Origin of the sequence: Streptomyces albiaxialis (genome assembly GCF_039530985.1) — a bacterium.
GTDB classification, from domain to species: domain Bacteria; phylum Actinomycetota; class Actinomycetes; order Streptomycetales; family Streptomycetaceae; genus Streptomyces; species Streptomyces albiaxialis.
In genome coordinates, this window is sequence record NZ_BAAAPE010000017.1 from 30419 (window position 1) to 54401 (window position 23983).

Genomic DNA, 23983 nt, shown 5'->3' on the forward strand with positions numbered 1-23983 from the left:
GCCTACGGGCTGCCCCGCCCTCTGCGCACCAGCCTGCGGCTGCGTCGTGGTTGCGCGCGCAGTTCCCCGCGCCCCTTCGGGGCGCAACTCGGCGCCCCGGAGCGCGCCCCGGAGGGGCGCTTCAGGGGCGCGGGGAACTGCGCGACCGGCCACGGCGGCGGGGCGGTCCGCGACGCACCGCACGGGGCAGCCCCTGCCCGGGGGCGGCGTCAGGGGGTGCCGTATCCGCCGCCGCCCGGAGTGTGCAGCACCAGCACGTCACCCGCCGCGATATCGGCCGCGTCGCGCCCGTCGAGCGCGTCCGTGGTGCCGCTGGCGCGCTCGACGGCGTTGCGGCCGAGAGCGCCGGGCGCGCCGCCCGCCATGCCGTACGGGGCGACCCGGCGGTGGCCCGAGAGCAGGGCGACCGTCACCGGTTCGAGGAAGCGGAGGCGGCGGACGACGCCGTCGCCGCCGCGCCAGCGCCCCGCGCCGCCGCTGCCCTCGCGGACGTGGAAGTCCTCGACGCGCACCGGGTAGCGGAATTCGAGGACCTCGGGGTCGGTGAGGCGGGAGTTGGTCATGTGGGTCTGGACGGCGTCCGCGCCGTCGAAGCCCTCGCCCGCGCCCGCGCCGCTCGCGACGGTCTCGTAGTACTGCACACGGTCGTTGCCGAAGGTGACGTTGTTCATCGTCCCGGAGCCCTCGGCCTGCACGCCGAGCGCCGCGTAGAGCGTGCCCGTGACGGCCTGGGACGTCTCGACGTTGCCCGCGACGGTCGCCGCCGGATACGCGGGCGCGAGCATCGAGCCCTCGGGGATACGGACGTCGAGCGGGGTCAGACAGCCGCTGTTGAGCGGGATGTCGTCGGCGACCAGGGTGCGGAAGACGTACAGCACCGCGGCCATCACCACCGAGCTGGGCGCGTTGAGGTTGTCGTCGCGCTGGGCCGAGGTGCCGGTGAAGTCGAGCAGCGCGGTGCGGCGTTCGCGGTCGACGGTGACGGCGAGGCGGATGACGGCGCCGCTGTCGGTCTCGTACGCGTATTCGCCGTCGTCGAGGGTCGCGATGATGCGGCGTACGGACTCCTCGGCGTTGTCCTGCACGTGCCCCATGTAGGCCAGGACTACGTCGAGTCCGAACTGCTCGGTCATCTTGTGCAGTTCGGCGATGCCCTTCTCATTGGCGGCGATCTGGGCGCGCAGGTCGGCGAGGTTGGTGTCGGGGTCGCGCGAGGGGTAGCGGGCGGAGGTGAGCAGCTCGCGGGTCTCGGCCTCGCGCAGCACGCCGTCCCGGACCAGCAGCCAGTTGTCGAAGAGGACGCCCTCCTCCTCGACCGTACGGCTGAAGGCGGGCATCGAGCCGGGCGTCAGCCCGCCGATCTCCGCGTGGTGGCCACGGGAGGCGACCAGGAAGCGCAGCGCCGTTCCGTCCCTGTCGAAGACGGGCGTGACGACGGTGACGTCCGGCAGGTGGGTGCCCCCGTGGTACGGGTCGTTGATCGCGTAGACGTCGCCGGGCCGCATGGCGCCCTCGTTGCGCCGCAGCACCTCCTTGATGGACTCGCCCATGGAGCCCAGGTGGACGGGGATGTGGGGGGCGTTGGCGATGAGGTTGCCCTCGGGGTCGAAGAGGGCGCAGGAGAAGTCGAGGCGCTCCTTGATGTTGACGGAGTGGGCCGTGTTCTCCAGCCGTACGCCCATCTGCTCGGCGATGGCCATGAAGAGGTTGTTGAACACCTCCAGGCGGACCGGATCGACCTCCGTGCCGAGGGCGGACTCGGCGGCGCGCGGCCGTACGCGGGTGAGGATCAGGTGGCCACCGGGATCGGCCGCGGCCTGCCAGCCGGGGTCGACGACGGTGGTGGCGTCGGCCTCGGCGATGATCGCGGGCCCCTCCACCGGGTGCCCGGGCGGCAGCTCCTCGCGGCGGTGCAGCGGCACCTCCCGCCAGCTCCCCTCCGTGAACACCTGTACGCGCGCCGCCGGTTCCGTCCGGGTCTCCCCCGCCGTCCCGGTGTCCGCGCTGACGGGCCCGGCCTGTCCGGTCGCCTCGGCCACGGCGGTGGCGACGACGAGGGGCTTGTCCATGGTGAAGCCGTAACGGGCGCGGTGCTCGTCGGCGAAGGCCGCGGCCATGGCCGTGCCCTCGTCCAGCGGGACGGTCAGCGTGGCGTCCGTACCGGCGTAACGGAGCTGGAGGCGCGACCCGGTGGCGATCGCGTCCTCCGGGATGCCGTCGGCGCGCAGTTCGTCGCGGGTCTGCTCCTCCAGCCGGGCGCACAGCTCCCGTACGTCCTTGAGCGCGTCGTCCGTCAGTTCGGCCTCGACGGACTGCTCGCGCAGCGCCGTCGCGTCGGCGACGCCGATGCCGTACGCCGAGAGGACCCCGGCGAGCGGCGGTACGACGACCGTGCCGACGCCGAGCGCGTCCGCGACGGCGCAGGCGTGCTGGCCGCCCGCACCGCCGAAGCTGGCCAGCGCGTAGCGGGTGACGTCGTGTCCGCGCTGCACGGAGATCTTCTTGACGGCGTTCGCCATGTTGAGGACGGCGATCTCCAGGAACCCGGCGGCGACCTGCTCGGGCGTACGGCCGTCGGCGGTCTGGTCCGCGAGCCGCGCGAAGCCCTCCCGTACGGCCTCGGCGTCGAGCGGCTCGTCGCCGTTCTCGCCGAAGACGGCGGGGAAGTGCGCGGGCTGGACCCGGCCGAGCATCACGTTCGCGTCGGTGACGGTGAGCGGGCCGCCGCGCCGGTAGCAGGCGGGCCCGGGGACGGCGCCCGCCGAGTCCGGCCCCACGCGGTAGCGGGCGCCGTCGAAGTGCAGGACCGAGCCGCCGCCCGCGGCGACGGTGTGGATGTCCATCATGGGCGCCCGCATCCGCACCCCGGCGACCTGCGTCCCGAACACCCGCTCCAGCGCGCCCGCGTAGTGCGAGACGTCGGTGGACGTACCTCCCATGTCGAAGCCGATGACGCGCTCGTGGCCGACCTCCGCGCAGCTCCGCGCCATGCCGACGACGCCTCCTGCAGGCCCGGACAGCACGGCGTCCTTCCCCCGGAAGTGGCCCGCCTCGCGCAGCCCGCCGTTGGACTGCATGAACATCAGCCGTACGCCCCGCAGTTCCTTCGCGACCTGGTCGACGTAGCGGCGCAGCACGGGCGACAGATACGCGTCCACGACGGTGGTGTCCCCGCGCGGCACGAGCTTGATGAGCGGGCTGACCTCGTGCGAGCTGCTGACCTGCGTGAACCCCGCCTCGCGGGCGAGGCGGGCGACCTCGCGCTCGTGCGCGGGATGGCGATAGGCGTGCAAGAGGACGACGGCGGCGCTGCGGAAGCCGTCCCGGTACGCGGCCCGCAGCGCCTCGGCGGTGGCGTCCTCATCGAGCGGCGTCACTGTCGTCCCGTCGACCCCGATCCGCTCGGGCACCTCGATCACGCGGTCGTACAGCGCCTCCGGGAGGACGATACGGCGGTCGAAGATGCGGGGCCGGTTCTGGTACGCGATCCGCAGGGCGTCCCGGAATCCGCGCGTCGTGAGCAGCACGGTCGGCTCGCCCTTGCGCTCCAGCAGGGCGTTGGTGGCGACGGTCGTGCCCATCTTGACGGCGTCGATCCTGTCGGCCGGCACGGGGGCTCCCGGCGGGACGCCGAGCAGCTTACGGATGCCGGTGACGGCGGCGTCGCGGTCGGGGCGGGCGGGGTCGTGCGAGAGCAGTTTGTCGGTGACGAGCGTTCCGTCGGGCCGTTTGCCGACGATGTCGGTGAAGGTGCCGCCGCGGTCGATCCAGAATTCCCAGCGCTCGCTCATCCCCCCATCGTGCCTTCGTCTTGTGCCGCCGGGCCTTTGCTTGCCGTCTGTGACGACCGTACGGGGCATGTGCCGGGGGAATCCCGGGCCCGTGCGTATGCCCGGCGGGCAGTGGCTGCCCCTTGCCGTGCTTTGGGGGGGCGCGCGTGCGTCGTGGCTTGTCGCGCAGTTCCCCGCGCCCCTTACGGGGCACGTTCACTTTCCCTCTGAGCTTGGGAGGTCTGCGCTGAGGCGCAGGGCTGGCAAGCGCAGCCCTCTACGCCGGGCACCGGGACGAGAAGGGGGTGCCCCTTGATGCGCATTGCGGGCTGCGGGTGCGTCGGGGCTGGGCGCGCAGTTCCCCGCGCCCCTGGTGGGGGGGCGGAAAGGTTCGGCGAGGGTCAGCGGCCGGGGTCGGGGCTCAGGCGGCCTCGGATGGCGCTTTGGACGCCGGCCTCCTCGGCCGGATCCGTCGCGAGCCGGCGAAGGCGTTCGACGACACGCGCATCCCCCGTCGCCGCGTACTCCGCGGCGACCTCGCGCGTGGACTCCTCGCAGTCCCAGAGGCACTCGATGGCGAACCCCGCGGGGAAGGAGGGGTCCGTGGCGGCGAGCGCCCGGGCCGTACGCCCCCGGAGCTGGGATGAGGCGGTCTCCCGGTAGATGTGCCGCAGTACGGGCGCGGCGCACGCGATCGTCAGGCGTCCGGCCCCGTCCACGAGGGGCCAGAGCCCGGCGCTGTCCGGCCCGCTGAGGCGAACGGTGCGGCGGAGGGCGGCGAGGACGGCGTCGGCGTCCCGCTGGCCGCCCCGGCAGGCGAGGGTCTCGGCGGCGACGGCGGTGAGCCCGTCCGGCAGGGCACCCTCCGGGGCCGAGGCCCACAGCCGGGCGCGCTCCAGCGCGGCGAGGCCGCGCATCCGCGCGAAGGAGGAGAGCGCGGAGCGGACGACGGACTCCGAGGGGTCGGCCGCGGCCTCCTCGATGAGGTCGAGGACGCCCGGGTCCTCCCGGTCGGCGAGGTGGCGCAGCGCCGCCGCGCGGGCGGCCTCGCGCGGCCCGCGCGCCGCCGCGATCAGCTCGGCGCGCTCCTCGACGCCCGCGACGGCGGAGAGGCAGCGGGCGGCGGCGGCCTCGCGGTGCTGGGGCGGGTCCTGCTCCAGGCCGTCCTGCGCCCAGTCGAGGATCTCGCGGACGCTCCAGCCCGGGCGCGGCCCTGTGGCGTGCATCTGGCGCTGCCAGCGGTCGAAGGAGCGGCGCTCGCGCACCTGGCGCAGCCGCTCGGCCTGCCCGGGGTGGGCGGGGTCCTCGGCCCACAGTCTCCAGGGGCGGGGCTCGAAGGCGTCGCGCGCGGCGGCGGACAGCTCGGCGTCGCCCTCCGGGGTCCGCGGGAATCGGGCGAGGATCGCGGGCCCGAGAGGCCGCAGCCCGGCGTCGTCGTCCCGCACGGCCAGCTCGTCGAGGGCCCACTGCCAGTTGGCGCCCGCGGTGGCGTACCGCCGCAGGAGCCGCAGGGCGGGCTCGCCGGTGGAGTCGCCGGAGGCCGTCCCGTAGGAGGCGAGGTGGCCGAGGACGGAGAGGGCGAGTCCGGTGCGGACCTCGGCCTCCTCCGCCGTACACAGCAGATCCTCCGGGGCGAAGAGGTGCTTTTCGATTTCGTCGAGGCCCGCGTCGAGCTCCCGGTGGAGCCGCGCGTAATAGAGCGAACGATGCTCGATCTGCCAGTCCCGCCTGGGGTCGTGCAATACGCAGTGCCGGAGCGCGGTCAGCGCTTCGGCGCGCGGCGCCGCGAGGGCGTGCAGCGTGCCGTCGCCCCTGCCTCGCTGGAGGAGGCCGAGCAGCGTGCCGCTGGGCGCTATGTCTGAATCGACGGAATCGACGAACATAAGAGTCAGCATCCGGTGCGGGGTGTTCGACTGGCAACGGGATTTCCGTTGCCAGCCATTCTTGCCGGTGACCGTGGTTCTACTCCTGGGTTTTACCCCCGGTGCAGGGTGCCCGGTCAAGAGCCGGAGCTTACCCGGAAGGGCGGGTTCCGCCGAGTCCGCTCCGGCCTCGTGCCCGTTCCGTACCGGCTCGCCCCGAACCGGCGCCGAACCGGCCCGGGTATGCCCGAACGGGCGTCCGACACGCCGCTGACATATGCCATGTGCACCACCGGATCGTGTGTCGCCAAATCCCTTACGCACGGTCGCAGCCTGTGCGAAAGTCGTAACCAGCCCTCACCCGTATCGGAGACCCCAATGCCGTCTCACCTCCATGCGGACCGCTCAGCCGTGCCGCAGCCCGAGCGCGGCGCCCTTGACGCCCTCATCACTCAGGCCCGCAGGCTGCGCGGAGGCGTCGACGCGGTGCGCCGCGGCACGCCGGACGAGGCCGAGGACGGCTCCCCGGACCCCCGCCACCGCTGGCAGCGCGCCCTGTGCGAGCTGGCCGTCCACCAGCTCGACGACCTCGGCGGCCATCTCGACCAGCTCCGGGACGGGCTGCCCGCCGACCCCGCCGGGCGCGAGCGCCGCTCCGACGGCACCCCCGCCGCTGCGTACGGCGCGGTGCCCCGCCCCTCCTCCCTCGTCGGCCGCGTGGGCAGCGCGGACTGGAATCTGCTGACGGACGAGGTCTCCTGGTCCGACGAGCTGTTCCGCATCTTCGGCAGGACGAAGGCCGACGGCCCCCTCTCGCTGGACGAGCTGCCGTCCTGGGTGGTCTCCGAGGACCAGGCCGTGCTGGCCTCCGCCGTCACGGACTGTCTCGTGGACGGCAGGGCGATCGACCAGGAGTTCCGCGTCGTCCGCCCGGACGGCTCGGTCCGCAGCCTCCACATGGTGGGCGAGCCCGTGCTCGACGAGGACGGGGGCACCGCCTCCATGTGGGCCGTGCTGCGCGACGTGAGCGAGCTGCGCCGCAGCGAGCGCGCCGTGAGCGAGACCCGGGACTCCCTCCAGCGCGAGCGCCACATCGAGCAGACCGAGCGCCGGCTCGCGGTCGAGCTGCAGGAGGCCGTGCTCCCGCCGTGGCGGGGCTCGCCCCGCTTCCCGCACGGCGACGGTCAGGCGTCCGGCGCGCTGGATCTCGCCGCGCACTATCTGCCCTCCGCGACCGGCGCCCTCATCGGCGGCGACTGGTACGACGCGCTGGAGCTGCCCGGTGGCGCCACCCTGCTCACGGCGGGCGACCTCACCGGGCACGGCGTCACGGCGACCTCCGGCATGGCGATGCTGCTCGGCGCCGTGCGCGGCATGGCGGTGGCCGGGATCGGCCCCGGCCCCCTGATGGGCCACCTCAACCAGCTCCTCGACTCCGCCGCCCAGCCCGCCCTCGGCAGCGCCGTCTGCTGTCGGTACGACCCGGGGGAGCGCACCCTCACCTGGTCCCAGGCCGGCCACCCGCCGCCGCTGCTCTTCCGCGAAGGCACCGGGCGCGTGCTGGACCGGCCCGAGGGCGTCCTGCTGGGCGTGACCTCCGGCGCCTCGTACGGCGAGCGGACCGAGCGGCTGGAGCCCGGCGATCTGCTGGTGCTCCACACCGACGGACTCGCACCGCGCAGCACCCAGTTGGGCGGCCAGGACGAGGAGGAGCCGCCGACGGGCGCGGAGCGCCTGCTGGCCCTCGCCCCCCGCTTCGCCTCCGCGCGCACAGCGCAGGAGTGCGTCCGCGCCATCGCCGAGGAGTTCGGCGACAGGGAGCGCGAGGACGACGCCTGCGTCCTGATCGCGCGCGTGACACCCTGACCCGCTGGGGCACACGCACGAGCGGGCAGGCGGCGGAACCGATATGCGGTTGTCCGGGCAGTGGTGCAGGCGGTGGTACGGACAGCCGTACGGACCGGGCGGGGCCCGGGGCCGTCACAGCGACTTGACTCCCTTCCCCTTCGACGACCGGGGAGCCCTCGGCAGCGCTTCCTGGATCTCCGCGCGCAGGTCCTGGATCTTCGGATAGCCCGCGTACTGCCCCGTGAGGCGGTACATCTCGCGGAGGCGGTCCCAGGTGCGGTGCGAGGAATTCTCACTGATCGTCAGCAGCGCCAAGCGGGCGTAACGGTCGGCCTGCTCCGGGTCGTCGCCGATGAAGCACGCCGAGGCCATCGAGATGTAGTCGAAGATCTTCGAACGCTGACGGCCGCCCTCGCGCAGCGCGAGGGCCCTCTTGGCGTGGTGCTCGGCCTTCCTGGCGGCCACGGGCTCGTGGTCCGCCAGCGTACGGAACGCGAGGGCCTGCATTCCGTGCAGATCCGCCTCGTCGAACATCTGCATCCAACTGGGCGGTGGCACATCGCCCTTGTCCGAGGCGAACAGCTCCTCGGCCTCGCCGAGCTTCCGCCGCATGGCCTGGCCGCGGCCCATGGAGGCCTGGGCCCACGCCTCGATGGTGTGCAGCATGGCGCGGGTGCGCGGCAGCGCCTCCTCGCCGGAGCCGGAGCGGGCGAGCTTCATCAGGTCCAGCGCGTCGTCCGGCCTGCCGAGGTGCACCATCTGGCGCGCGGCCCGGGAGAGCGCCTCGCCGGCCCGCGGCCGGTCGCCGCCCTCCCGCGCGGCGTGCGCCGCGATCACGAAATACTTCTGCGCGGTGGGCTCCATGCCCACGTCGTGGGACATCCATCCGGCGAGCACCGCGAGGTTCGCCGCGACGCCCCACAGGCGCTTCTGGAGCGCCTCCGGATGGTGATAGGCGAGCATGCCCCCCACCTCGTTGAGCTGGCCGACCACCGCCTTGCGCTGGAGGCCGCCGCCCCTGGCGGCGTCCCAGGCCCTGAAGACCTCGACGGAACGCTCCAGTGCGTCGATCTCCTGGGCGCCCACGGGCGCCGCCTCGTACCGGTCGAAGGAGGCCTGGTCCGCGTGGGCCAGGCCTTCGGCCCGGCCCAGGGCGTCCATCCCGGCGGCCGCCGCCGGGTCCGTGGCGAGCCAGCCCTGCATGGCACCGCTGAGTGCCGATCCTGCGGTGAGCGCGGCGCCCGCGCCCACCAAGCCGCGTCGGTTGAGCATGAGGTCCATTCCCGTGAATTCGGTGAGGACCGCGGCCACCTGCCCGGGCGGCAGGGGCAGCCCTTCCACGGACTGCGCTTTCCCCGCTCGCCCCGGCCTGCTGAACCCGAGATCCTCGATGGTCACGACACGGCCGAGTCGCTCGGTGAAAAGGGCCGCCAGCACCTTCGGCACCGGATCGCGCGGGGTCTCCCCCGTGTCGATCCAACGCCGCACCCGCGAGGTGTCCGTCGCGAGCTGCGGATGGCCCATGGCCGCCGCCTGCCGGTTCACGAGCCGGGCGAGTTCGCCCTTGGACCAGCCGGCGAGGCCGAAGAGGTCCGCGAGGCGTGCGTTGGGTCCCTTTGTCACGTCAAGCCCCCAGGTTCTCGGCTGAGTTGACAGTAACTTCCTCACAACGGCGCGGCGAGCATTCGCCAGGGTTCGCCAGGGTTCGCCAGATGGTGTGCCACCCGCGCGCGGGTGTCCTGTAGGAACGCGCCACCCCGGCCCGGTCGGGACCGGAGCGGACTGTCCTCGGACCGTCCGCCGAATCACCGGGGCCATTGTCGCCGACCCGCATTCCCCAGGGTGCACAGGTCGGCCGTCGGGCCGGGGGCGCAGTAACCCGTCGGCGCACGAAGGGATCCTGCTCGCCCATGTATCCAGCAACGTCCCCCGTGTCCGCACCGCCCCGGCCGCGCGTCCCGCAGCCCTTCAGCAGCAGGGCCCCGGCCGCCCTCCCGTCCGACCCGCCGCGTACGGGCAGCCCGCACGCCCCCGGGTCAGGACCGCATCGGCGTGCGCACGGCACCGTGTCCCAAGCCCCCAGCGGGAGACTGGACTTGTCCGGCCCACAGGGCGCTCAGCTCCGCGCCGCCATCGTCTCGATCCACCGGATCTGTCCGGACTTCAACCCCGTGCAGATGCTCCGCCGCCACGGCCGCACGGTGCTGCTGGCCGGCACGGCGGGGCGCAACCCGGTCGTGGCCAAGTGCCTGCTGGACCACTCCCCTGCCTGGGTCGAGCGGTTCCGGCACGAAATAGCGGCGTACCGGGCGTTCGTCCGGCACCGCCCACCCGTCCGCGTGCCCCGGCTGGTCGCGGCCGACCCCGACGCGTGCGCGCTGGTCATCGAGCGGATGCCGGGGCGTCCGGCAGCGGCCCGGCGCCATCCGTTCGAGGCGCCGACCCGGAGCGAGCTGCGGGCGGTGATCGGCTCGTTCTCCCGGATCGGGCTCTGGCAGCCCCCGGCCTCGCTCTTCAAGCAGCCCGTGGACTACGCGGCGCGCATCACCCGCTTCCACGAGCTGGGCCTGCTCACCGACCGCGACCTCGGCGATCTCCAGAAGCTGCTGCACGGCCTGGCGCACGGTCCCGGGCGCTCCGGCGTCCCCTGGCAGTTCTGCCACGGGGAGGCCCTGCTGACCAATGTGCTGCTCTCCCCCACCGGCCCCGCCCTGGTCGACTGGGAGTACGCGGGCTGGTATCTGCCGGGGTACGACCTGGCGACGCTCTGGTCCGTGCTGGGTGACGCGCCGCTGGCGCGCCGCCAGATCAGCCAGCTCGCACAGGCGTCCGGGCCCGCGGCGCGCGACGCCTTTCTGGTGAATCTGATGCTCGTCCTCACGCGCGAGATCCGGCGGTACGAAACCGCGGTGCAGCGCACCATGCGCGATCCCTCCCCGCCCGTGCCGGGGGCCTCCGGTGGTGGCCCGGCGCGTCCCGGGGCGATGCCCACCGGCGAGGAGCAGCGGCTGCTGCTGCGCCGGTTGCACGACGACTGCGGGATGGCCCGCAGGGCGGTGCGTGCCGCGGTCGGCACCCGTTGAGCGGGGCGTCACCGGTCTGGACCGGTGGCGCCCGGGGTGGGCCCCTCGCGGCCGGGGGCATGTGGCTGACGTGCGACTTCCCGCCTCCCCGGGATGATTGACGGATCGTCGGCAAGCCGGTACCTCTGGTCTGCTCGCGCCCCTGGACAGCCAGGGCGCCCCGTCCGAGGAGGCCGCATTGCCAGGATCCTTCCGTGACCCCACAAGACCCGTCGGCACGCCGGACCGCCGCGTGGCGCGGTGCGCCGCGGCCGGAATCGCGGCCGCGGCGCTCGTGCTCCCGCTGCTGACCGGAGGTCCCACGGCAGCCGCCGACGCGCCGGGCGGGGCGGACTCAGCAGACAGGGCGGACGCGGCGGGCGGGGCGGACGCCTCGCTCCAGAAGCAGTTCAGCGAGGCCGCTCAGCGCTACAAGGTGCCGGAGAGCGTGCTGCTGGGCGTCTCGTACCTCCAGTCCCGCTGGGACACCCACCGGGGCGCCCCGAGCGTCTCTGGGGGCTACGGCCCGATGCATCTCACCGATGCCGAGGGCGCGCTCGCCCGGTCCCGTGCGCAGGGGCATCACGCCGATTCCGAGGACGCGCGCGGGGACAGCGCGCGCCCGGCGCGTACGCCCGAGGCCAGGGCGGCGGAGAAGACGGCGGGGATCGAGAAGCTCCCCGCGCGGCTGCGCACCCTGGAGCGGGCGTCGAAGCTGACCGGACTGTCGCGCGAGAAGCTGCGCACGTCCCCGGCGGCGAACGTCCGGGGTGGCGCGGCGCTGCTCGCCGCGGCGCAGAAGAAGCTGGGCCGCCCGCTGAGCGCCGATCCCGCCGACTGGTACGGCGCGGTGGCCGCGTACCCGGAGGGTGGCGCTTCGGGTGGCGCCGGGGGCAAGGACGCCGCCCGCGAGAGCAGTTCGTTCGCCGATGACGTGTTCGCCACCCTGCGCGAGGGCCAGGCGCGGACGAACGACGCGGGCGAGCGTCTCACGCTCAAGTCCGCGCCGGGGCTCCGCCCCGAGAGGACGCGGGCCGACCGGGCGCGCGGCCCCGTGGAGTGCCCCCGCAGCGTGGACTGCGAGTGGCTGCCCGCGCCGTACGAGAAGTACACGAACGACGAGGGCGAGGAGGACTACGGCAACCACGACAGGACGAACAGGCCGAAGTCCCAGAAGATCGACTACATCGTGGTGCACGACACCGAGGAGACGTACGAGAAGACCCTCAAGCTCGTGCAGGACCCCACGTACGTCTCGTGGCAGTACACCCTGCGCTCCGCCGACGGCCATGTCGCGCAGCACGTGCGCAACAAGGACACCGCCTGGCACGCGGGCAACTGGTATGTGAACTCGACCTCGGTGGGCCTGGAGCACGAGGGCTTCCTGACCGATCCGGACGCCTGGTACACGGAGGCGATGTACCGCTCGTCGGCGCGCCTGGTGAAGTACCTGTCGCGGAAGTACGGCATCCCGCTGGACCGCCAGCACATCATCGGGCACGACAACGTGCCGGGGACGACGCCCGCCGCGATCAAGGGGATGCACACCGACCCCGGCCCGTACTGGGACTGGCAGCACTACTTCGCCCTGATGGGCAAGCCGTTCACGCCCGAGGCGGGCCCGGGGAGCGGGCTGGTGACCATCGCGCCGGACTACGACGAGCACAAGCCCGTCTTCACCGGCTGCGACGGGGCGGGCAAGCCCTGCAAGGCGCACGGCTCCTCGGCCGTGCGGCTGCACAGCGCGCCGGACTCGGACGCGCCGCTCGTCAAGGACGTCGGGCTGCGCCCGGACGGCTCCCCGTCGACGACCGGGGTGAACGACACGGGCGCGCGGGCGACCACCGGGCAGAAGTACGCGGTGGCCGACCGGAAGGGCGACTGGACGGCGATCTGGTACCTGGGCCAGAAGGCCTGGTTCCACAACCCGGAGGACGAGCCGACGGCCGTCCCGGCGCGGGGCACGCTCGTCGAGCCGAAGCCCGGCAAGGACGAGATCCCGGTCTACGGCCGCGCGTACCCGGAGAAGGAGGCGTACCCGGAGGGCGTGCCGGTGCAGGACCTGGTGGCGCTGCCGTACAAGGTCAAGAAGGGCGAGCGGTACGCCGCGGGCCTCAAGACCCGCGGCGCGTACCTCTACGCCGTCGACTTCGACCCGGAGGCGAAGAACTTCAAGGTCGTGCGCGGCAAGCTGACGTACTACCAGATCCAGCTCGGCCACCGGGTGGCGTTCGTCCGCGCGGACGACGTCCGAGTGGTCAAGGGGCGCTGACGCCCGTCCGCTGATCTCCCGTCAGCCGGCGCCCCGTGCGGTGACGGCGTAGGTGTGCCCGGCGAGGGCGGTGAGCACGAAGGTGCCGCCGCCCTCGTCGCGTACGCGGACCGTGCGGCGGGCCGTGCGGTCGCGGACCGAGGCGGCGCCGGGGAAGCCGCGGACGCGGAGCGTGCCGTCGTGCCCGGCGCGGAGGGTGGCGGTGCGCGGGGCGCCGTCCTTCCAGTCGACGCCGACGGTGACGTCGCCCCGGGCGCGCAGGCCGCGCACGCTGCCCTCGGGCCAGGCGGCGGGGAGCGCGGGGAGCAGGTCGAGGGTGCCGGGCCGGCTCTGGAGCAGCATCTCGGCGATGCCGGCGGTGCCGCCGAAGTTGCCGTCGATCTGGAACGGCGGGTGCGTGTCCCAGAGGTTGGGCAGGGTCGATTCCCGGAGGAGCTGGCGGAGCAGGGTGTGGGCGTGGTCGCCGTCGCGGAGCCGGGCCCAGAAGTTGACCTTCCACGCCTTGCTCCAGCCGGTGCCGCCGTCGCCGCGCGCGGTGAGCGAGACCTCGGCGGCCTTCGCCTCCTCGCTGCCGGGCTCGATACGGGCCGCGGGGTGCAGCGCGTAGAGGTGGGAGACGTGCCGGTGGTCGTCCTCCGGGTCGTCGAGGTCGGCCTTCCACTCCTGCAACTGCCCCCAGGAGCCGACGCGCAGCCCCGGGTCGAGCTTGTCGAGGGTGCCGCGCAGCTCGCGCCGGAGGCCGCCGTCGGCGTCGAGGGCGCGGGCGGCCTCCAGGGTGCTGGTGAGCAGGTCGTGCACGATCTGCTGGGACATGGCGGCGCCCGCGGTGAAGTCGCCGTGCTCGGGCGAGTAGCTGGGGGTGGCGACGAGCAGGCCGTCGCGCGGGTCGGTGCGCAGGTTGTCGATCCAGAACGCGGCGGCCTCCTTCATCGCCGGGTAGGCGGTGGTGCGGAGGAAGCCGGTGTCGCGGGTGAAGAGGTAGTGCTCGTACAGATGGCGGCAGAGCCAGGCGGCGCCCTCGGGGAACCAGAAGGCGGTGGGCCAGTCGTGGACGCCGGTGAAGCCGTACGGGGTGGTCTCGTTGTGCACGACCCAGCCGCGCGAGCCGAAGAGCTTCTCCGCCGATCTGCGGCCGGGGGCGCGCAGGGCCGTGATGTAGCGGTGCAGGGGTTCGGCGGTCTCGGCGAGGTTGGCGGTGTGCGCGGGCCAGTAGTTCATCTGCAGGTTGATGTTGGTGTGGTAGTCCGCCGACCACGGGGGCTCGGTGCTGTGGTTCCACACGCCCTGGAGGTTGGCGGGGAGCGAGCCGGGGCGGGAGGAGGCGATGAGGAGGTAGCGGCCGTACGCGAAGTACAGCGCCTCCAGGGCGCGTTCGGCGGGGCCCTCGCCGCCCGTGTAGCGCTTGAGCAGCGCGTCGGTGGGCACGTCGTCGGGCACGGACTGGCCGATGTCGAGGCGTACGCGGTCGAACAGGGCGCGGTGGTCGGCGGCATGGGCGGTGCGGAGCGGCTCGTACCCCTGCCGGACGGCTCCTTCGACGGCGGCGGTGAGCCTGGCGTGCGGGTCCTCGCCGCGGTAGTCGGGGAAGGTGTCGGCGTAGTCGGTCCCGGCGGCGAGGACGAACCAGGCGGCGTCGGCGTCGCGCACGGTGACGGAGCCGTCGTCACCGTCGGTGCGGGTGCCGCCCTCGGTGACGACCTGGAGCTGCGCCTCGTGGCGCAGTCCGTTGTCCTTGAGGGTGCCGCGCAGCGTGATCCGGCCGTCGCGGGCGCGCGCGGTGGTGCCCTCGTGCGGGGACGTGAGGCGGAGGGTGAGGGAGATCCGGCCGGGGCGGTCGGCGGTGAGGCGGCCCGCGAGGACGCCCGCGGGGTGGGAGGCGAAGAACTCGCGCCGGTACGTGGCGGCGCCGTCGGCGTACGCGACGCGGGCGAGGGCGTCGCCGAGGCTCAGCTCCCTGCGGTAGCCGGTGGGCTTCTCGGGTGCTCCGGGGACGTCGATCCGGAGGTCGCCGAAGGTCTGGTAGGCGCCGTATCCGGTCTTCGGCCGGCCGAGCGCGGCGGCGACCTTCTCCGGGTCGGCCTTGCCCTCCGCGTCGATGGCGTCCTGGACGCCGGTGAGGGCGCCGGGGCGGGGCTCGTGCCAGTCGCCGTGGTCGTAGCCCTCGGAGCCGGGGCCTCCGGTCCACAGCGTCTTCTCGTTGAACTGGAGCCGTTCGGCGGCGACGGTGCCGAAGACCATGGCGCCCATGGCCCCGTTGCCGACGGGCAGGGCCTCGGTCTCCCAGTCGGAGGCGGGGCGGTCGTACCAGAGGGTGAATTCATCGGAGGGCTTGCGGTCCTCCGGCGGGGGCGCGGCGGAGGCGCCCGGCAGCGGCGCCAGGCCACCGGCGGCCAGCGCCGCACCGCCTCCCAGTACGGACTTGACCGCGGTTCTACGGGACACGCCGTTCATCGTCCAGGGCCTCCTGCGGGCAGCGCGGATCGCGACCTGATCGGGCAGCCGACAGGCTAGAGATCCGATGAAAGCCCGGCAAGGGTCCCGGCAGGACCACTGCGGAGAGCTACTGCTGGAACATCTCCGCGGGCAGCGGCTTCAGCAGCGCGTACAGATCGTTGGTGATCGGGCGGTCCCAGCTCGCGATGGTGACGAGGACGCCGTCGCTGCGGTCGAACTGGACGCAGGCGATGCGGTCTTCGGAGAGCTTCACGCGGCGCACGATCAGCAGGTTGTCCTCGTGCATCACCGGGTCGTCCTCGGAGCCGAGGACCTCGACCGGCTCGTCGTTCTCCAGTGCGGCCAGGAGCTGGGTGACCTCGAAGGGGACCTGCCCCTCGGCGACCTCGCGGGCGGGCGAGCCCTCGGGCAGATTGCCGATGACCATCGCGGGGCCCCGGCCGCCGAACAGGTCGTACCGCAGGAAGACGCCCTGGCAGGTGCCGTCGGGTGCGGGAAGCAGTCCGGCGCTGAGATTTCCCGGCCAGTCGGTCGGGTCCATGGCCAGGACATCGAAGTCCGGGCCCGCGGGCACGGCGGCGCTGCGACGGCGGAGGAACGACATGCCGCAATAGTACGTGGCCGCCTCGCGCGGTCACGCGCCGTACCCCCGTACGGACTCTCCTCGGAAGCGGTCCCGGTCCCGGGGAGCGGTCGGTCCCGGGAAGCGGTCGGCCCCGGGAAGCGGCCCAGGACCGGCTACCTCCCCAGGCGGCGGGCCAGCAGGCCCGGAAGCCCGGCCGGGTCGGTGCCCAGTTTGCGGTAGACGCCGGAGAGCAGCAGCCGGACGGCGCCCTCGGTGAGCGACAGCTCCTCGGCGATGCGCCCCAGCGGCAGCCCGCGCACGAGGCCCTGCGCCGCGGCGCGTTCCTGGGTGGTGAGGGTGTCGGTGTCGTCCTCCCGGAGCTGGAGGGGGCGCAGCCCCGCGGCGGACAACTCGTCCCTGGCACGCGCGGCGAGCGCCGGGGCGCCGCACAGCGTGGCGCCCTCCAGGCCGCGGTAGAGCCCGTCCGCGGCGTCCTGCGGCAGCCCTGACCTGCGCAGTTGCGCCCCGAGGCTGACGAGGGCGCTGGCCAGCTCGTACGCGGCGGGCGAGCGCTCCAGGTGGCTCACGGCCTCGCGCAGCCGCTCCAGCCGGGTCGCGCCCGTGCTCACCAGCGCGGAGACGTGCAGGGCCTGCCCGATGGCCGAAGGCGCGCCGAAGCGGCGGGCCCGCTCGACGGCCTCCCAGGCGGTACGGGCGGCGCGCTCGGGCTCCGTGGTGGAGAGCGCGTCGGCCAGCCGGAGCTGCCAGGGGCACCAGGCCGGGTTGCGCATGCCGCGCGGGTCGAGCCTGCGCCCGACGGCGGTGAGCTGGGCCTCGGCCTCCTCGCGGAGTCCGCTGGCGAGGAGGAGTTCGGCGTGGACGGTCTGGGAGTCGGGGTAGATCACGGCGTCGGGGGTGACCTGCCCGAAGCCGTAGTGCTCGGCGACGCGCTGCGCCTCGTAGAGCTGGCCGCGGGCGATCAGGACCTCGATGAGGATGCCGACGGCGAACCACTGCGCCGGGACCCGGTTGCCGACCTTGTCGGCGATGCCGAGGCCCGCGCGGACCAAGTCCTCGGCGTCGGTGAGGCGGCCGCGCCGGTAGCGGATGTAGCCGAGGAGGGTGAAGCCGAACGAGAGGTGGCCGCCGCGCCAGCCCTTGCGCTCGCACTCGTCGATGCCGGCCTTGAAGAGTTCCTCGGCGCGCCCCGGCTGGTCGCAGTACATGAAGGTGAGCGCGACCATCACGGGCAGTTCGAAGCCCCACTCCTCGTCGGTCCAGCTCAGACCGGAGCCGAGGGCCTCCTCCGCGTGGTGCAGGGCGACCGAGGTCGGCTCGCCGCGCACCATGGCGTCCCAGGCGCGCAGCCCGAGGATCCAGCGCTCGGCCATGCCGCGTCCCGTGAGGTGCCCGGCGAGGCGGGCGAGCTTGCGGGAGCGGGCGGGGCTGTCCTCCTCGTCGGCCCGGAAGGCGTTCCGCAGGAACAGCTCGGCCTGGAGGCGCAGCCGGGTGCGGGTGTCGGTCGCGTTGCGCGCCTCGGCCTCCAGCGTGCGGGCCGCCTCGCCCATCCGGTCGGTGTGCCCGAGGGCCTGCGCGAGGCGGTAGACGACCTGGACGCGCAGTCCGGGAGTGAGCGCGGGCTCCTCCAGGGCCGCGCGGAGGTGGTTGACGGTGGCGGCGGGTGCGTTGAGCAGCGCGGAGGTGCCCAACTCGTAGAGCACCCGGGGCCGGTCCTCCAGCGAGGGCGGCTCGCGCAGCGCCCGGCCCAGGCAGCGGTGCGCGGCCTCGGGCGCTCCCGAGGCCAGGTACTCGCGCGCCGCCTGGCGCAGCTCCTCGACGACGGAGGCGTCGCCGTCGGGGTGGATCTCCAGCAGGTGCCGCGCCGAGACGGTGGGCCCGAGGCCCGCGGCGGTCACGGAGGCGGCGGCCTGGCCGTGCAGGGCGGTGCGCAGGTTGTCGGGGATGGCGCGGTAGACGGCGGTGGCGAGGAGCGGGTGGCCGTACTCCAGGGGTTCGCCGTCGCGCGGCGGCACCCGGGAGAGGGCGCGGGCCGCGGGCTCGTGGCCCGGTGCCGCGGCGGCGCGGAAGATGCGCGCCTCGCGGAGCCGTGCGGTGGCGTGGGCGGCCTCCTCCCGGCCGAGCCCGGCGACGCTCGCGGCCAGCGGCAGGGTGGCCTCGGCGCCGAGGACGGCCACGGCCCAGCCGAGGCGTACGCAGGAGGTGCCGAGGCGGCGCAGGGCCTCGATGAAGCCCTCGCCCTTGACGGCGGAGGCGAGTTCGCGGAGCTGGGTCAGGTTGTCGGGCTGGGGCTTGAGCCCCTGGTCGAAGGAGCGGGCGACCAGTTCGGTCACCTCGAAGGGGCTGCCGCCGGTGACGGCCCAGCACTCGTGGCAGAAGGCCGTGTCGGCGTCGTCGCCGAGGCGCTCGCGGACCATGCGGGCGACGGCTCCGGCGCTGAGCGGGGCGAGTTCGTACGGCCTGGTGCCGTCGCGCTCGACGGCGCGGCGGAAGCCTCCGGCGTCGCGGGGCAGGTCCTCGGGGCGGTAGCCGAGGACGAAGAGCATGGGGAGTTCGGCGGCGCGGGGCGCGAAGCCGGTGAGCCAGGCCAAGGAGGGCGGGTCGGCCCAGTGGATGTCGTCGATGACGGCGACGACCGGGTTGTGGCGCACCGCGAACCGGGTGACCAGCCAGTCGAGCCCGTCGCGCACGCCCTGCGGGTCGGGGCTGCCGCCGGTGGGGGGCGACCAGGCCGACGGCCGGGGCGACGATGTCGTACCAGCCGCCGAGGATCTCGCGGTGCTCCTCGTCGTCCGCCGCCGCGAGGACGGGCTGGACGAGCTGGCGGACGACGTGGAAGGCGGACTCCTGCTCCTGTTCGCCGCCGCGCGCGTACAGAACGGTGCAGTCGTGGGCGGCGGCGCGGGTGCGTGCCTCGCCGAGGAGGGTGGTCTTGCCCGCGCCGGCCGTTCCGGCGAAGGCGACGACGCCGCCGGTCCGTATGCCCGTGGCGGCGCCGGGCTCGCCGCACAGCTCGGCCAGCCGCCGCTCGATGGCGGAGAGTTCCGTGTCCCGCTCCAGCAGTGTCGGGCCCGGAGGTGCCGGGCGGCCCGCTTTCCGCGTCACATCCTTGTCCTTACTCCATCGGGCAGGTGTGGCCGAGAGTACGCCGCCGGGCAGGCGCAGTTGCGGTGAGCGCGGATATCGGCGGCACTTCCTCCGCACTTCCCGCGCGGGGTGCGCACATCCTTCGCCGCACGCCAGTGGCGCACACCGGTGCACCGCGCGCCGGGAGAGGGGCGTATGGCCGGGGCTGGTGACGTGGGTTTCACTGCGGAACATGAACGGTGAACCACATCGCTCCCTGCGCGACCAGCGGGCGGCGCTGCTCGACATCCCCTTCCCCGATCCGCTCAACAAGGCCGCGGGGCGTGCCCGGCGGCACACCCTCGACTGGCTGGCCGCGTTCGGGCTGCTGTCCGGGACGGCCGCGACGCGGGAATACGACGCGCTGCGGCTGGAAAGGCTGATGGCCTACTTCTACCCGGACGCCGCCCCGGACGACCTGGAGCTGGCGACGGACCTCAACGGCTGGTTCTTCGTCTTCGACGACCAGTTCGACACCACCCTCGGACGCTCTCCGGCGCGGATTCCCCCGCTGGTGGACGCGTTGCTGTGCGCGCTTGACGACGGGCCGCGGGAGGCGACCGTACGGGCGGGTCCGCTCGCGGCGGCGTTCCGCGACGTGTGGGTGCGCGCGACGGCCGGGATGCCGGACCACTGGAGGCGCCGCTTCCGCGCGCACTGGCGCGAGTACCTGTGCGCGTACGAGTGGGAGGCGCGGCACCGCACGTCCGGCGCGACGCTGTCGCTGGCCGACTTCCTGTCCCTGCGGCGGCGCTCGATAGGCGTGCAGCCGTGCCTGGACCTGGCCGAGCGCTGCGGGGGCTACTCGGTGCCGGACGCGCTGCACGGGGCGCTGCCGGTGGCGGTGCTGCGCGAACTGACGGCGGACGTCGTACTGTTCGTCAACGACCTGGTGTCGCTGGAGAAGGAGCTGGCCGCGGACGACGTGAACAACAGCGTGCTGGTGCTGCGTTCCCGCGCGGGCTGCTCGATGGAGGAGGCGGTGCGGCGGGTCGCGCGGCTGGCCAACGCGCGCGTCGCGCGCTTCCAGCAACTGGCGGCGGCGCTCCCGGCGTTCCTGGACGGCGAGTCCGCGGCACCGGCCGTACGGCACGGGGTCGCGCGGTACACGGACGCGATGCGGGCGCTGATGCGGGGGAACCTCTCGTGGTCGCTGGAGACCCCGCGCTACGCGGACACGGGCACCGGCGCCGTGGCACACGGCAGACCGCGCCCGTGGACGGGGCTTCTCTGAGCCCGTGGGCCGACGTCGGCCGGGGGCGTGCGCACGCCGGGCGGCCCGGCCCGGCTGACGGTGGTGCGCGAGGGCGGGCCGACGGGCCCGCCGCGCGCCTGGGCGTACCCGGAGCCGTACTCCGGCGCCCCCTCGGAAGGCCCCGGCGGAGCCCCTCGACGAAAGGACCTCGGCGAAAGGCCCCAGGCGATGGGCCTCAGGTGAGGTCGAACTCCCCTTCGCGGGCGCCCCGGACGAACGCGCGCCATTCCCTGGGGTTGAAGATCAGCGCGGGGCCGTCGGGCTGACGGCCGTGCCGCAGCGCGATGAAGCCCTCGACAAAGGCGATCTCGACGTCGCCCGTGCCCCGGCTGCTCGACTGCCACTGCGCCTGGCTCAGATCGAGGTCCGGCTGCCCGGTGGTGGTGCTGTTGGCCACGCCCGTACTCCTCCCAGTGCGTCGTCCCGGCGCCACCCTAACCACGGGACGGGCGCGCGGACAGGCCGCGTGCGCGGGAAGCAGAACCGAACTTCCGGCCGCCGGCCGCACCCTGTGACGGCCGGGCGCGCACCGGGTGCTCATGAGGCGGGAGGTGCCGCGCCGACCAGCCACATCGCGAAGAACTGCGAGCCGCCGCCGTAGGCGTGGCCGAGGGCCTTGCGGGCGCCGGGGACCTGGTGGTCGCCCGCGCGGCCCCGTACCTGGAGCGCCGCCTCCGCGAAGCGCAGCATGCCGGAGGCGCCGATGGGGTTGGTGGACAGCACGCCGCCCGAGGGATTGACGGGCAGGTCGCCGTCGAGCGCGGTCGCGCCGGACTCGGTCAGCTTCCAGCCCTCGCCCTCCTCCGCGAAGCCCAGGTTCTCCAGCCACATCGGCTCGTACCAGGAGAACGGGACGTACATCTCTACGGCGTCGATCTCCCGGCGCGGGTCGCCGATCCCGGCCTGCCCGTAGACGTCGGCGGCGCAGTCGCGGCCCGCGCGCGGGGAGACCGCGTCCTTGCCCGCGAACAGCGTCGGCTCGCTGCGCATCGCTCCCCCGTGCACCCAGGCGGGCGGCGCGGGCGCGCGCGCCGCACCCTCCCGTCCCGTCAGCACCATCGCGCAGGCACCGTCGGAGGAGGGGCAGGTCTCGGAGTAGCGGATCGGGTCCCACAGCATGGGCGAGGCGCGGACCTTCTCCAGGGTCAGGTCCTCCTCGTGCAGGTGGGCGTAGGGGTTCTTCAGCGCGTTGAGCCGGTCCTTGTAGGCGACGAGGGAGCCGACGGTGTCGGGCGCGCCCGTACGCCGCATGTACGCGCGCACGTGCGGCGCGAAGAAGCCGCCGGCGCCCGCGAGGAGTGGCTGGGTGAACGGCACGGGCAGGGACAGGCCCCACATCGCGTTGGACTCGGACTGCTTCTCGAACGCGACGGTGAGGACCGTGCCGTGCACGCGTGCGGCGACGAGGTTGGCGGCGACCAGCGCGGTCGAGCCGCCCACGGAGCCCGCCGTGTGCACGCGCAGCAGCGGCTTGCCGACGGCCCCGAGCGCGTCCGCGAGGTACAGCTCGGGCATCATCACGCCCTCGAAGAAGTCGGGCGCCTTGCCGATGACGACGGCGTCGACGTCGGCCCAGGTCAGCTCGGCGTCCTCCAGCGCGCGGCGGGCGGCCTCGCGGACGAGCCCGGCGAGGGAGACGTCCCGCCGCGCCGCGACGTGCTTGGTCTGGCCGATCCCCACGACGGCCACGGGCTCCTTGCTCGTGCCGGCGCTCATGACGGCGCTCATGACGACTCCCCTTCCAGGACGGCCACCAGGTTCTGCTGGAGGCAGGGGCCCGAGGTGGCGTGGGCGACGGCGCGGCGCGCCTCGCCGCCCGTCACCCGTGAGGCGGCCTCGCCGATACGGACGAGGCCCGCGGCCATCACGGGGTTCGCGGCGAGGGGCCCGCCGGAGGGGTTGACGCGGACGTCGTCGGCGAGGCGCAGGGCCTTGCGCAGCACGACCTCCTGCGAGGTGAACGGCGCGTGCAGCTCGGCCAGTTCGACGGGCGGGGCCTCCGGGTCGAACAGCCCGGCGCGCTCGGCGGCGAGCCGGGTGGACGGGGAGTCGGTGAGGTCGCGCAGGCCCAGCGAGTGGGTCTCGACGCGGTGGTCCATGCCGCGGATCCAGGCGGGCCGCTCGCACAGCGCCCGCGCGGTGTCCCCGGCGGCGAGGACGACGGCCGCGGCCCCGTCGCTGACGGGCGGGCAGTCGCCGCGCCGCAGCGGCCGTACGACGTGGTCGCCCATCGGCGCGGGGGCGCGGAGCTGGGCGTGCGGATTGCCGGCGGCGTCCGTGCGGCTGCGGGCGGCGATCCCGGCGAGCGCCCGCTCGTCGGTGTGGCCCGCGTCCACGAGGGCCTGGGCCTGGAGCGCGGCGAGGGAGACGGAGTCGGGCCACAGGGGCGCCACGTAGTACGGGTCGAGCTGGCGGGTGAGAACCTCGGGCAGGTCGCCGGGCGAGGACTTGCCGAACGCGTAGACGAGCGCGGTGTCGGCCTCGCCGGTCAGCAGCTTGACCCACGCCTCGTAGAGCGCCCAGGCGCCGTCCATCTCGACGTGCGACTCGGAGATCGGCGGCCAGGCGCCGACGCCGTCGAGGGCCATGGTGAACGAGAAGGCGCGGCCCGCGAGATAGTCCGAGGAGCCGGAGCAGGTGAACCCGATCCGGTCCGTCGTGAGCCCGGTCCGCTCCAGCACCTCGCGCAGCACGGGCAGCAGCAGCTCCAGCTCGGACAGCTCCTCGGCGGCGCGTACGTGGTCGCTCTGCGCGAAGGCGACGACGGCGACTTCCCGTGGCGGCGTCACAGCAGCTCCTTGTACGTGTCGTAGTCGGCGTCGGGTTCGCCGGTGGGGCGGTAGTGGTCGGGGTAGCGGCCGTCGCCGGTCCAGACGGGCTCGACGCGCAGGCCCATGCGCACCTGGTCGTAGGGGATCCCGGCGATCCGCCCGTGCAGCGCGAGCCCGGCGCCGTCGAGGGCGATGTGGGCGTAGACGTAGGGGACCTCGATGTCGAGGTTCTTCGCTTTGATGTTGACCACGCAGAACGTGGTGACGGTGCCCTTCGGGCCGACCTCGACCTGCTCGGACGTGGCGACGCCGCAGGTGGGGCAGGCGCCGCGCGGCGGTACGTACACCTGGCGGCACTCCGGGCAGCGCTCGCCCAGGGTGCGGCGCTCGGCGAGGGCACGCAGATAGCGGGTCTGGGCGCGTCCCGGTGTGTACGTGTAGTCGAGGCGGGCGGGGACGGTGATGCCGGTGACGGGGTCGTCGAACGCGCCGCTGTGCGTGCGGGGTTCGCCCGTGCCGGGAGGCCCGTCGTACGGCTCGAAGCAGGCGATGTCCGTGATCGCGCCCGTCCGCTCCTCCGCCCAGCGGATCCGGACGCGCATGCCGGTGCGGACCTGGTACGGCCCGTCGGCGTCGAGGGCGTGCAGGAGCGCGCTGTCGGCGCCGTCGAGCCGGACGAGGGCCCAGGCGAACGGGCGGTCGAGGGGCTGGCCCCTGCGCGGGCGTTCGTTCCAGGCCCAGGTGGTGACGGTGCCGGTGGGGGCGACCTCGGCGAGGTCCCGGATGTCGTCGCCGGTCCCCGGGTCGTACTCGGGCGGCGGCACGAGGACGCGGCCGTCGCCGGTGCGGGCACCGAGGACGGTGCGTTCGCGGAGTCCGGTGAGGAACGCGGTCTGGGTGGGGCCGAGCGAGCGGGTGAAGGGGAACTCGACGACGAGCGGCGCGCGCAGCACGTCGGGGGCGGGGGGCGCGTTCATGGT

15 protein-coding genes are annotated in these 23983 nt (G+C 74.1%); 5 read left to right on the top strand and 10 right to left on the bottom strand.

Annotated features, from left to right (window positions below; translation table 11 throughout):
- Positions 1 to 209: 209 nt before the first annotated feature.
- Together ABD343_RS34105 and ABD343_RS34110 are read right to left on the bottom strand one after the other, a co-directional pair.
- Positions 210 to 3791: a hydantoinase B/oxoprolinase family protein gene (locus ABD343_RS34105; protein WP_344533934.1), complete on the bottom strand. Its 3582-nt coding sequence runs from the start codon at positions 3789 to 3791 to the stop codon at positions 210 to 212.
- Positions 3792 to 4171: 380 nt separating this feature from the next.
- Positions 4172 to 5653 carry a HEAT repeat domain-containing protein gene (locus tag ABD343_RS34110; RefSeq protein ID WP_344533936.1) on the bottom strand — a complete coding sequence of 494 codons (1482 nt, stop codon included), beginning with the start codon at positions 5651 to 5653 and terminating at the stop codon, positions 4172 to 4174.
- A gap of 357 nt (positions 5654 to 6010) precedes the next feature.
- Between ABD343_RS34110 and ABD343_RS34115 the strand changes: the two genes are divergently transcribed.
- Entirely contained in the window at positions 6011 to 7498 is a 1488-nt protein-coding gene (locus ABD343_RS34115; protein ID WP_344533938.1) for a PP2C family protein-serine/threonine phosphatase, read from the top strand.
- 114 nt (positions 7499 to 7612) lie between these two features.
- On the opposite strand, the gene ABD343_RS34120 is transcribed toward ABD343_RS34115, so the two are convergent.
- Positions 7613 to 9103: a DNA-binding protein NsdB gene (locus ABD343_RS34120; protein ID WP_344533940.1), complete on the bottom strand. Its 1491-nt coding sequence runs from the start codon at positions 9101 to 9103 to the stop codon at positions 7613 to 7615.
- Between the two features lie 287 nt (positions 9104 to 9390).
- On the opposite strand from ABD343_RS34120, the gene ABD343_RS34125 reads away from it, so the two are divergent.
- Together ABD343_RS34125 and ABD343_RS34130 are read left to right on the top strand one after the other, a co-directional pair.
- Positions 9391 to 10563 (top strand): aminoglycoside phosphotransferase family protein, encoded by a 1173-nt coding sequence (locus tag ABD343_RS34125; protein WP_344533942.1) that lies wholly within the window; start codon positions 9391 to 9393, stop codon positions 10561 to 10563.
- Positions 10564 to 10741: 178 nt separating this feature from the next.
- Positions 10742 to 12814 carry an N-acetylmuramoyl-L-alanine amidase gene (locus ABD343_RS34130; protein WP_344533944.1) on the top strand — a complete coding sequence of 691 codons (2073 nt, stop codon included), beginning with the start codon at positions 10742 to 10744 and terminating at the stop codon, positions 12812 to 12814.
- Between the two features lie 21 nt (positions 12815 to 12835).
- On the opposite strand, the gene ABD343_RS34135 is transcribed toward ABD343_RS34130, so the two are convergent.
- From ABD343_RS34135 to ABD343_RS34145, 3 genes are all read right to left on the bottom strand, one after another.
- Complete coding sequence (locus ABD343_RS34135; RefSeq protein WP_344533946.1) at positions 12836 to 15265, bottom strand: glycoside hydrolase family 95 protein; 2430 nt, start codon at positions 15263 to 15265, stop codon at positions 12836 to 12838.
- 109 nt (positions 15266 to 15374) lie between these two features.
- Positions 15375 to 15872: a hypothetical protein gene (locus ABD343_RS34140; protein ID WP_344533948.1), complete on the bottom strand. Its 498-nt coding sequence runs from the start codon at positions 15870 to 15872 to the stop codon at positions 15375 to 15377.
- Positions 15873 to 16006: 134 nt separating this feature from the next.
- A complete protein-coding gene (locus ABD343_RS34145; RefSeq protein WP_344533950.1) occupies positions 16007 to 18541 on the bottom strand; it encodes an ATP-binding protein in 2535 nt (844 codons plus the stop codon).
- Here ABD343_RS34145 and ABD343_RS34150 point away from each other — a divergent pair.
- Entirely contained in the window at positions 18513 to 19025 is a 513-nt protein-coding gene (locus tag ABD343_RS34150) for a hypothetical protein (RefSeq protein WP_344533952.1), read from the top strand. The two genes, ABD343_RS34145 and ABD343_RS34150, sit on opposite strands and share 29 nt — an antisense overlap.
- 145 nt (positions 19026 to 19170) lie before the next feature.
- Positions 19171 to 20211: an isoafricanol synthase gene (locus ABD343_RS34155; RefSeq protein ID WP_344533954.1), complete on the top strand. Its 1041-nt coding sequence runs from the start codon at positions 19171 to 19173 to the stop codon at positions 20209 to 20211.
- Between the two features lie 196 nt (positions 20212 to 20407).
- Here ABD343_RS34155 and ABD343_RS34160 read toward each other — a convergent pair whose 3' ends face one another.
- The 4 genes from ABD343_RS34160 to ABD343_RS34175 all read right to left on the bottom strand — a co-directional run bounded on the left by ABD343_RS34160 (position 20408) and on the right by ABD343_RS34175 (position 23980).
- Entirely contained in the window at positions 20408 to 20629 is a 222-nt protein-coding gene (locus ABD343_RS34160) for a DUF397 domain-containing protein (protein WP_344533956.1), read from the bottom strand.
- Between the two features lie 140 nt (positions 20630 to 20769).
- Positions 20770 to 21960, bottom strand: a complete 1191-nt coding sequence (locus ABD343_RS34165; protein WP_344533958.1) for a thiolase domain-containing protein — start codon at positions 21958 to 21960, stop codon at positions 20770 to 20772.
- Positions 21957 to 23021 carry a thiolase domain-containing protein gene (locus ABD343_RS34170; RefSeq protein ID WP_344533959.1) on the bottom strand — a complete coding sequence of 355 codons (1065 nt, stop codon included), beginning with the start codon at positions 23019 to 23021 and terminating at the stop codon, positions 21957 to 21959. Before ABD343_RS34170 ends, ABD343_RS34165 begins: the two co-directional genes overlap by 4 nt.
- Entirely contained in the window at positions 23018 to 23980 is a 963-nt protein-coding gene (locus ABD343_RS34175) for a Zn-ribbon domain-containing OB-fold protein (RefSeq protein ID WP_344533961.1), read from the bottom strand. The genes ABD343_RS34170 and ABD343_RS34175 overlap by 4 nt, the downstream gene beginning before the upstream one ends.
- Positions 23981 to 23983: the final 3 nt, after the last annotated feature.

What these genes read in the sequence shown, in the direction of transcription:
- ABD343_RS34105 (WP_344533934.1), bottom strand. Translation starts at nt 3,791, where the DNA reads ATGAGCGAGCGCTGGGAATTCTGGATCGACCGCGGCGGCACCTTCACC.
- ABD343_RS34110 (WP_344533936.1), bottom strand. Translation starts at nt 5,653, where the DNA reads ATGTTCGTCGATTCCGTCGATTCAGACATAGCGCCCAGCGGCACGCTG.
- ABD343_RS34115 (WP_344533938.1), top strand. Translation starts at nt 6,011, where the DNA reads ATGCCGTCTCACCTCCATGCGGACCGCTCAGCCGTGCCGCAGCCCGAG.
- ABD343_RS34125 (WP_344533942.1), top strand. Translation starts at nt 9,391, where the DNA reads ATGTATCCAGCAACGTCCCCCGTGTCCGCACCGCCCCGGCCGCGCGTC.
- ABD343_RS34135 (WP_344533946.1), bottom strand. Translation starts at nt 15,265, where the DNA reads ATGAACGGCGTGTCCCGTAGAACCGCGGTCAAGTCCGTACTGGGAGGC.
- ABD343_RS34140 (WP_344533948.1), bottom strand. Translation starts at nt 15,872, where the DNA reads ATGTCGTTCCTCCGCCGTCGCAGCGCCGCCGTGCCCGCGGGCCCGGAC.
- ABD343_RS34155 (WP_344533954.1), top strand. Translation starts at nt 19,171, where the DNA reads ATGAACGGTGAACCACATCGCTCCCTGCGCGACCAGCGGGCGGCGCTG.
- ABD343_RS34165 (WP_344533958.1), bottom strand. Translation starts at nt 21,960, where the DNA reads ATGAGCGCCGTCATGAGCGCCGGCACGAGCAAGGAGCCCGTGGCCGTC.
- ABD343_RS34175 (WP_344533961.1), bottom strand. Translation starts at nt 23,980, where the DNA reads ATGAACGCGCCCCCCGCCCCCGACGTGCTGCGCGCGCCGCTCGTCGTC.